This window comes from Hoeflea sp. (genome assembly GCF_984452065.1).
The window spans coordinates 13930-23063 of sequence record NZ_CFHWAF010000073.1; the positions used below are offsets into that span (position 1 = coordinate 13930).

Consider the following 9134-nt stretch of genomic DNA (forward strand, 5'->3'; position numbering starts at 1 on the left):
TCCGTCATCCACAGCGGAACCATCACAACGGCGCTGTAGCACAATATGACCCACATCCCCATCCGCACGGACCGCCTGACACCGCGCACGTCGTCGCGGCCGTGCGCCTGCGCGGCAAGAGGCATGACGGCAAGGGAGAAACCTGAGCCGAAAATGAAGAACAGGAAGAAGGTCTGTGTCGCCAGCACTGCGGCCGCAAGTTCGGGAGCCCCCAGCCATCCGATCATGATCGTGTCGGTCACATTGATCGCGATCTGAGCAAGCTGCGCGCCGATCAGCGGCACACCGAGCACCAACGTGGCCCTGGTATGGCCGATCCAGGAAAGCGGGGCTCCGCTGCCCTTCCCGTCCGGGTCGCGCATGACGTCCATGATTCACCAATCGGCAGAGTGTTACATCGCGGCTCAGGAAATCTGCCTGCTCCGGATTCATCCATAGTGCAAACGGCCAATCGCGGCAATCATTGCGTGCTGTGCGGAAATGCCTTAACGAGAAAAGCCCGGCGCATGTACCGGGCTGATCGTTTCAAAAAACCAACAGTTGTCTTGGGAGTGAACTAGCTGTTGACGGCGTCCTTCAGGCCTTTGCCTGCCGAAAATTTCGGAACGTTACGGGCTGGAATGTCAACTTCCGCGCCTGTCATGGGATTGCGCCCCTTGGAAGCCCCGCGGTGCGAAACGGAAAAGTTTCCGAAACCCACCAGACGAACGTCCCCGCCCCCTTTCAGCTCGGACGTGATGGTGTCGAAGACTGCTTCCACCGCAGAGCCGGCATCGGCCTTGCTCATACCTGCCTTGTCAGCCACGGCAGCCACCAATTCGTTCTTGTTCATTATCCAACCCTCTCAGTGTGTAAGAAACGACTCAGTACGAAGTCGCAGGGGATTGTACGTTGCCAATGCAAAATCACAACGATTGACTGCAGAAAACCCCGGGATTGCGGCGTTTTTTTTAGATTTTTACCCCGGAAAATGCAGGAAGCGGGCCTTGCCCGCTTCCAAACTGCTTTGCCGGTTGTGATTCGACAGAATCAGTGCGCAACCGATGCGCTGGCATCATCGCTGCCTTGATCTGCCGGAATTGGCGTATCGGCCGCATCCCACTCGATGGGTTGCGGCTGCCGGGTCAAGGCCGTTTCAAGCACCTCGCTCATACGCGAGACCGGGATAATTTCCAGCTCGTTCTTCACATTGTCCGGAATATCGGCCAGGTCCTTGGCGTTCTCTTCCGGAATGAGCACCGTCTTGATGCCGCCACGCAGGGCCGCCAGCAGCTTTTCCTTGAGCCCGCCGATCGGCAGGACGCGCCCGCGCAGGGTGATCTCGCCGGTCATCGCCACATCCTTGCGGACCGGAATCGACGTCATGATCGACACGATCGACGTCGCCATGGCCACACCGGCCGACGGGCCGTCCTTCGGCGTCGCGCCCTCGGGCACGTGAACATGGATGTCGCGACGGTCGAACAGCGGCGGCTCGATGCCGAAATCGACGGCACGCGAACGCACATAGGACGCCGCCGCGGAAATCGATTCCTTCATCACGTCGCGCAAATTGCCGGTGACCGTCATCTTGCCCTTGCCCGGCATCATGACGCCCTCGATGGTCAGCAACTCGCCGCCGACCTCGGTCCAGGCAAGACCGGTGACGACACCGACCTGATCGTCCCGCTCGGCTTCGCCATAACGGAAGCGCGGAACGCCCAGATAATTGTCGAGATTTGTCTCGGTCACGTCGACGGATTTGACCCCGTCCTTGAGGATCTCCGTCACCACCTTGCGCGCGAGCGACATCAGTTCGCGCTCGAAATTGCGCACGCCGGCCTCCCGCGTATAGCGCCGCACGATCTCGCGCAGCGCATCGTCGCTGACCGAGAATTCCTCGGACTGGAGAGCATGGTCCCGCAGCGCCTTGGGCAACAGATGCCGGCGGGCGATTTCCAGCTTCTCGTCTTCCGTGTAGCCGGCGATGCGGATGATCTCCATCCGGTCCATCAGCGGAGGCGGAATGTTCAGCGTATTGGCCGTGGTGATGAACATCACGTTCGACAGGTCGTATTCGACTTCAAGGTAATGGTCCATGAAGGTCGAGTTCTGTTCCGGGTCCAGCACCTCCAGCAGCGCCGACGACGGATCGCCGCGGAAATCCATGCCCATCTTGTCGATTTCGTCGAACAGGAACAGCGGATTGGCCTTCTTGGCCTTTTTCATCGACTGGATGACCTTGCCCGGCATCGAGCCGATATAGGTCCGCCGATGGCCGCGAATCTCCGCTTCGTCGCGTACGCCGCCCAGTGCCATGCGCACATATTCGCGGCCCGTCGCGCGCGCGATCGATTTGGCGAGAGACGTCTTGCCGACGCCGGGAGGCCCGACCAGGCAAAGGATCGGCCCCTTGATCTTGTTGGACCGGCTTTGCACGGCGAGATATTCGAGGATCCTCTCCTTGACCTTCTCCAGCCCGTAATGATCGGCCTCGAGAATGCCCTCGGCCTTGTTGAGATCGACCTTGATGCGCGACTTCTTGCCCCACGGAATGCCAAGCAGCCAGTCGAGATAATTGCGCACGACCGTCGCCTCGGCCGACATCGGGCTCATCTGCTTGAGCTTCTTCAACTCCGCGTCGGCCTTTTCCCGCGCCTCTTTCGACAGCTTCGTCTTTTCGATGCGCTCTTCCAGTTCGCTCATCTCGTCACGGCCTTCCTCGCCGTCACCGAGCTCCTTCTGGATCGCCTTCATCTGCTCGTTGAGGTAATATTCGCGCTGCGTCTTCTCCATCTGGCGCTTGACGCGCGAGCGGATACGCTTCTCGACCTGGAGGACGGAAATCTCGCCCTCCATGAAACCGAGCGCCCGTTCGAGACGTTCTTTGACACTGACGGTGGCCAGCATCTCCTGCTTTTCCGGAATCTTGATCGACAGGTGCGATGCAACCGTATCGGCGAGCTTCGAATAATCGTCGATCTGGCTGGCCGCGCCGACGACCTCAGGTGAAATCTTCTTGTTCAGCTTGACGTAATTTTCGAACTCGGAGACGACCGAACGCGACAGCGCCTCGATCTCCACGGGCTCCTCGTCCGGCTCCGGGAGCATATCGGCAAAGGCTGAATAATATTCCTCGCTCGGCTCGAAGCCGGTAATCTGCGCCCGTGCCTTGCCTTCGACCAGAACCTTCACGGTTCCGTCCGGCAGCTTCAACAATTGCAGAACATTGGCCACGGTCCCGACATCGTAGATGTCCTCGGTCTCGGGATCGTCGTCACCGGCATTGATCTGGGTTGCAAGCAATATCTGCTTGTCGGCGCCCATGACCTCTTCCAGCGCGCGTATTGATTTTTCCCGCCCGACGAACAGCGGCACGATCATGTGAGGAAAGACCACAATATCGCGCAACGGCAGCACCGGATAGGTGGCCGCGTCGTTGGGTTGGGTGGTTATTTCATTCATATTGTTTCCTTTCGGCCTCCACCGGCCGATACCGGTGCCCAACGGCCCACACTTCACTTGTCTCCTAAGTGGAGTGTTCAAATTGTCGTTTCAAGCCCGCATGACAGTGGCAAGGCCGAGCGCGCCGACCTATGACACGCGAATCTCAACCCTTGTGTTACCCCAGCATTAGCCCGGTACAACGCTGTGTCAAACAGGCATAGTGATTAATCCCGGCCGGCATGCGGATCCGCCCCGACTGTGGAGAATTGGCAACGTGTTCCAGAGACCGGCTTCGCCCGGAGTCAAGCCGGCCGCCGGGCTGTTGCGGCTTGCATGGCCGGATGGAACGGCGAATTTCGACCAGAACACGAAAAATCCGCCGTAAAAGGCGGATTTTTCTGTTTTATCGCGTCCGGCTTACGCTGTGGCGTTGCCCTTTTCCTCTTCCCGTTCGGAATAGATATAGAGCGGTCGTGCCGATCCCGAGACAACCTCATCCGAGATCACAACCTCTTGAACGCCCTCGAGCGAGGGCAGTTCGAACATGGTGTCGAGCAGGATCTTCTCCATGATAGAGCGCAGGCCGCGGGCGCCGGTCTTGCGGGCGATTGCCTTGCGGGCGATGCCGCGCAGCGCATCCTCATGGAACGCCAGTTCGACATCTTCCATCTCGAACAGCCGCTGATACTGCTTCACGAGAGCGTTTTTCGGCTCCGAAAGGATCGAAATCAGCGCGTCCTCGTCAAGGTCTTCCAGCGTCGCGATCACCGGCAGACGGCCGATAAATTCGGGGATAAGGCCGAATTTCACCATATCTTCAGGTTCGAGCTCGCGCAGGATCTCACCGACGCGCCGCTCGTCCTGCGCCCTCACCGTCGCACCGAAGCCGATCGACGTCTTCTCGCCGCGCGCGGAAATGATCTTGTCGAGGCCCGCGAACGCGCCACCGCATATGAACAGGATGTTCGTCGTATCCACCTGCAGGAATTCCTGTTGCGGATGTTTGCGCCCGCCCTGGGGCGGAACCGAAGCGACGGTGCCTTCCATGATTTTCAGAAGGGCCTGCTGAACGCCCTCACCCGAGACGTCCCGGGTAATCGACGGATTGTCCGACTTGCGCGAGATCTTGTCGACCTCGTCGATATAGACGATACCGCGCTGGGCACGCTCCACATTGTAGTCCGCCGACTGCAGCAGTTTCAGGATGATATTCTCGACATCCTCACCGACATAGCCGGCTTCGGTCAGCGTCGTGGCGTCGGCCATCGTGAAGGGGACATCGATGATGCGGGCCAGCGTCTGGGCAAGATAGGTCTTGCCGCAGCCGGTCGGCCCGACCAGCATGATGTTGGACTTGGCGAGTTCGATGTCGTTGCTTTTGCTCGAATGTGCCAGGCGCTTGTAGTGATTGTGCACGGCGACGGACAACACCCGCTTGGCCTGCCCCTGACCGATGACGTACTCATCGAGCGTGTCGATGATCTCCTGCGGCGTCGGCACCCCGTCGCTCGATTTCACCATCGAGGATTTGTTCTCCTCGCGGATGATATCCATGCACAGCTCGACGCACTCATCGCAGATGAAGACGGTCGGACCTGCGATCAGCTTGCGAACCTCGTGCTGGCTTTTGCCGCAAAACGAACAGTAGAGCGTATTCTTAGAGTCGCCGCCGCTACCACCGCTGACCTTGCTCATATTCAATTCCTTCCAAAGGCCCGTACTGACACCGGGCCCGTTCTCCATGCCACCTGTCTTGATCCGGCACAAAGAGCAGCCAGATCAGAACACTTCAATACAGCGCCCACAGGATATATCCCAACGCCAATATACAGAGCACCAAAAACAAAGCTATGCGCTTTGTCTTGAAAATAACCTTAACGCTGAGAATTAACGTTCCAGAATGCCGCTTCCAGTCCCAAATACGCCCATATGTTGCTGTTTTGCAGCACCAATGTGATGATCTGACGGCGAACTAGTCGTCCTTGCTCTCCCCTTCCATGGCCTCGCGGGTGGAAATGACCCGGTCGACAAGTCCGAACTCCAGGGCTTCGTCAGCGGTCATGAAGTGGTCACGGTCGAGCGTGGCCTCGATTGTTTCATAGTCCTTGCCCGTATGGGTGACATAGACCTCATTCAACCGCCGCTTGAGTTTGATGATGTCCTGCGCATGGCGTTCGATATCGGAAACCTGCCCCTGAAAACCGCCGGACGGCTGATGCACCATGATGCGCGAATTCGGCGTCGCGAACCGCATGTCCTTGTGGCCGGCGCACAGGAGAAGCGAGCCCATGGAGGCCGCCTGCCCCATGCAAAGCGTCGAAACCGCGGGCTTGATGAATTGCATCGTATCGTAGATGGCCATTCCGGCCGTCACGACCCCGCCCGGTGAGTTGATGTAGAGCGCGACCTCCTTCTTGGGGTTGTCCGCCTCGAGATAAAGCAGTTGGGCGCACACCAGCATCGCCATGTTGTCCTCGACCGGACCGGTAATGAAAATGATGCGCTCTTTCAGAAGTCGCGAGAAGATATCAAAAGCGCGCTCGCCCCGGTTGGTCTGTTCAACGACCATGGGAACAAGCGACAGCGCGGTATCGACGGGATTGGACATTGCGTAGCCTTTTTGTGCTGTCCCGATGCTGTTGCGATCGGGAATCGGATGACTTTTCTTTCCGCCTACATAAAATGCGTTGGCCCGGCGGTTCAAGAGATGTTGACAATCAAGGGGCCACAGGCTGCCTATTGCAGTCAAGATACCGACCGGACCGGACATGCTCCGCATGCCGGCTTTTCAAGAGGCAGCCATGTTATCGACATCACCGGCCCGCAAGGTCGACCTCAACCCGCGCGATCCCGAATTCCACCAGAACCCTTATCCGTTTTACGATGAGATGCGGGCAGCCGGTCCGGCGGTCTACTGGAACAACTACGACATGTGGTGTTTCACCGGTTTCGCTGAGGTGAACCGATTGTTGCGCGACAAGCGCTTCGGACGCCAGATCCTCCATGTCGCGACGCGTGAAGAGCTTGGAATGGCACCGCCAAATCCCGATCTGCGGGATTTCGACGCGGTGGAGGCGCACTCGCTGCTGGAACTGGAGCCTCCGTCGCATACGCGCCTGCGCACGCTCGTCAACAGGGCATTTGTTTCACGGCAGGTGGAAAGGCTTCGTCCCGAGATCGCCGCCCTCACCCATCGCACGATCGACCGTTTTGCCGCCGATGGCCGCGTGGAACTCATCAAGACATTTGCGGAACCCGTTCCCGTCTCGGTCATTGCCCGCATGCTCGGCGTACCCCAGGAACGCTGCGACGACCTGCTTGACTGGTCGCATGCGATGGTTCGCATGTACATGTTCGAGGCCGATGCTGCCGCGATTGCCGCCGCGAATACGGCCGCGCGCGATTTCTCAGCCTATCTGCGCGAACTGATCGAGGCGCGGCGCACGTCTCCGACCGACGACCTGATCAGCCATATGATTCTTTCGGACCGCAAGGGCGACCGCCTGAGCGACGACGAGTTGATCTCGACCACCGTGCTCCTGCTGAACGCGGGACACGAGGCGACGGTTCACCAGACGGGAAACGCGGTCAAGGCGATCCTCGAAAACGGCCTCGATCCGGAAGCGCTTTTCAGGGACGACGCATCGACCGTGGCGACGGTCGAAGAGGCTTTCCGATACGATGCGCCGCTGCACATGTTTACCCGCTACGCGCTGGAAGATGTCGATCTGGGGGATGGAATTGCCGTGCGCAAGGGCGAACAGATCGGATTGATGCTCGGCGCCGCCAACAGGGATCCAAAGCAGTTTGCGGATGCGGGCTCGTTTGTCGCCGAAAGGCAGGATCAGGCCAACGTCACCTTCGGCGCCGGCATCCATTTCTGCATCGGCGCGCCGCTGGCGCGGCTTGAACTACAGGTTTCGCTGCCGATCCTGTTTCAGCGCCTGCCGGGCCTCAGGCTCGCGCGCGAACCCGGCTATCGTGATGCCTATCATTTCCACGGGCTCGAAAGGCTGGACCTCGTCTGGTCGCCCGATGCTCAAAGATTGGTACGGTGACGATTTCAAGCCGAACCAGCCGGAAACCGACGACCTGAAACCCGACGTCCTCACGCTTGCAAAACGTTGGAAACCGAGAAAACCACGTCGGTAGACCAGATCGATTCTCAAGAGCACCCCATCACTCCATGGGACTGGACATACTAATTAGAGAATCGGGCGCTCTAATTCTATCCGGAGGCATTCTCGAAAGGTGTCTCGAAAAGCACAGCCAGCATGACCTGGCACTCCTTTGGCATTCTGGTCATTGTCTCCATCGCAATCGGATGCGGCAGTGTGGGCATTGAGTTCACGCTCGCCCACGCCCGAATATGCGCCGCGGCCCGATGAGCCGCAGGACACAAGACCTTCAATACAACAACACAGGAACCAGCCCCGAAACACCAACCGCCGCCCAACGCGGCGAGGGACCAATACGGCATGAAAACACCGGGAAAAACAATGCCCCGTACAGGCCGCGAAACAATCTCAAACACTCACACTGTGAGAGGACCGCTAGCGCCACGACTACAACAGCAGGATCACTTACGGAGCGACTTCAGCTGGTGCAGATGCTCTGAAGCCCAACTTATCCGCCATTTGTGATTAGGCTTTTCTGCTCGAAATTTCTTCAACCACTCTGTGAGCAGACAGCCAGGTCTACCCGACCACATAATCAAGCATGTACTGCGCGTTGGTGTTTCCACCACCCACGGCCACGGCTCTCTGCCACAAGGCGATTGCCCTGTCTTGGTCCACGTCCACACCACCGAGACCGTCGTAATAACAGCGGCCCAGTTCGTCCATCGCTTCGGGGTTTTCGGCCTTCGCGGCTTCCTCCCACAAGTCGATTGCCCTGACTTGGTCCTTGTCTACACCACCGCGACCGTGGAAATAACAGTGGCCCAGTTTGACCATCGCGTCGGCGTTTTTGGCCTTCGCGGCTTTCTGCCACAATTCGATTGCCTTGGCTTCGTCCTGGTATACACCACCGAGACCGTAGAAATAACAGCGGCCCAGTTCGACCATCGCGTCGGCGTTTTTGGCCTTCGCGGCTTTCTGCCACAATTCGATTGCCTTGGCTTCGTCCACGTCCACACCTCCTTCAATGTAGTAATAACAGCAGCCCAGTTCGAACATCGCGTCGGGGTTTTCGGCCTTCGCGGCTTCCTCCCACAAGTCGATTGCCTTGGCTTGGTCCTGGTGTACACCTCCTTCACCGTTGTAATAACAGCGGCCCAGTTCGAACATCGCGGCGGGGTTTTCGGCCTTCGCGGCTCTCTGCCACAAGTCGATTGCCTTGTCTTCGTCCTGGCGTACACCTCCTTTACCGTGGTAATGACGACGGCCCAGTTCGACCATCGCTCTGGTGTCTCCGGCCTCCACCTTTTCCTCCAACAAATAGAGGGGCGTATCCTCCTTCCAACGGCCTTTCAGTAACTCCAACGAAGCCTTGATTCTGCCGTCCAGATCATTAATGCGCTGTGTTCTCAAATCAACGTAGCTGGAGGGTATCAGGCGGGCTCTTTCCAAACCCGTCAGCATTCGATGGAATAAGGTCTTTTTATCAGAATACCGATCGATAAGCTCATTGCGCTCCTCATCGCAATAATCAAGAATGATCGGCATCTCCGGATCATCAGGTTTCAATTTATGAGCATGTAAATCATA

7 protein-coding genes are annotated in these 9134 nt (G+C 58.2%); 1 reads left to right on the top strand and 6 read right to left on the bottom strand.

The genetic code is table 11. From position 1 onward, the window contains the following. The 5 genes from AC5E6N_RS14745 to AC5E6N_RS14765 form a co-directional block, all read right to left on the bottom strand. Positions 1-362, bottom strand: a 362-nt coding sequence (locus tag AC5E6N_RS14745) for an MATE family efflux transporter (RefSeq protein ID WP_491748525.1), incomplete at its 3' end; no start/stop codon positions are given. 194 nt (positions 363-556) lie between these two features. Then, positions 557-832 carry a DNA-binding protein HupB gene (gene hupB, locus AC5E6N_RS14750; protein WP_491688949.1) on the bottom strand — a complete coding sequence of 92 codons (276 nt, stop codon included), beginning with the start codon at positions 830-832 and terminating at the stop codon, positions 557-559. 197 nt (positions 833-1029) lie between these two features. Next, entirely contained in the window at positions 1030-3444 is a 2415-nt protein-coding gene (gene lon / locus AC5E6N_RS14755) for an endopeptidase La (RefSeq protein WP_491748520.1), read from the bottom strand. 399 nt (positions 3445-3843) lie between these two features. Continuing rightward, a complete protein-coding gene (clpX, locus tag AC5E6N_RS14760; RefSeq protein WP_491688951.1) occupies positions 3844-5121 on the bottom strand; it encodes an ATP-dependent Clp protease ATP-binding subunit ClpX in 1278 nt (425 codons plus the stop codon). Positions 5122-5398: 277 nt separating this feature from the next. After that, the gene (locus AC5E6N_RS14765; RefSeq protein WP_491688952.1) at positions 5399-6034 is read right to left on the bottom strand and encodes an ATP-dependent Clp protease proteolytic subunit; all 636 of its coding nucleotides are present in this window, start codon (positions 6032-6034) and stop codon (positions 5399-5401) included. A gap of 193 nt (positions 6035-6227) precedes the next feature. Between AC5E6N_RS14765 and AC5E6N_RS14770 the strand changes: the two genes are divergently transcribed. Further along, positions 6228-7484, top strand: a complete 1257-nt coding sequence (locus AC5E6N_RS14770) for a cytochrome P450 (RefSeq protein ID WP_491748521.1) — start codon at positions 6228-6230, stop codon at positions 7482-7484. A gap of 639 nt (positions 7485-8123) precedes the next feature. Here the strand turns inward: AC5E6N_RS14770 and AC5E6N_RS14775 are convergent. Beyond that, a partial coding sequence (locus AC5E6N_RS14775) for an SEL1-like repeat protein (RefSeq protein WP_491748522.1) occupies positions 8124-9134 on the bottom strand: 1011 nt, incomplete at its 5' end.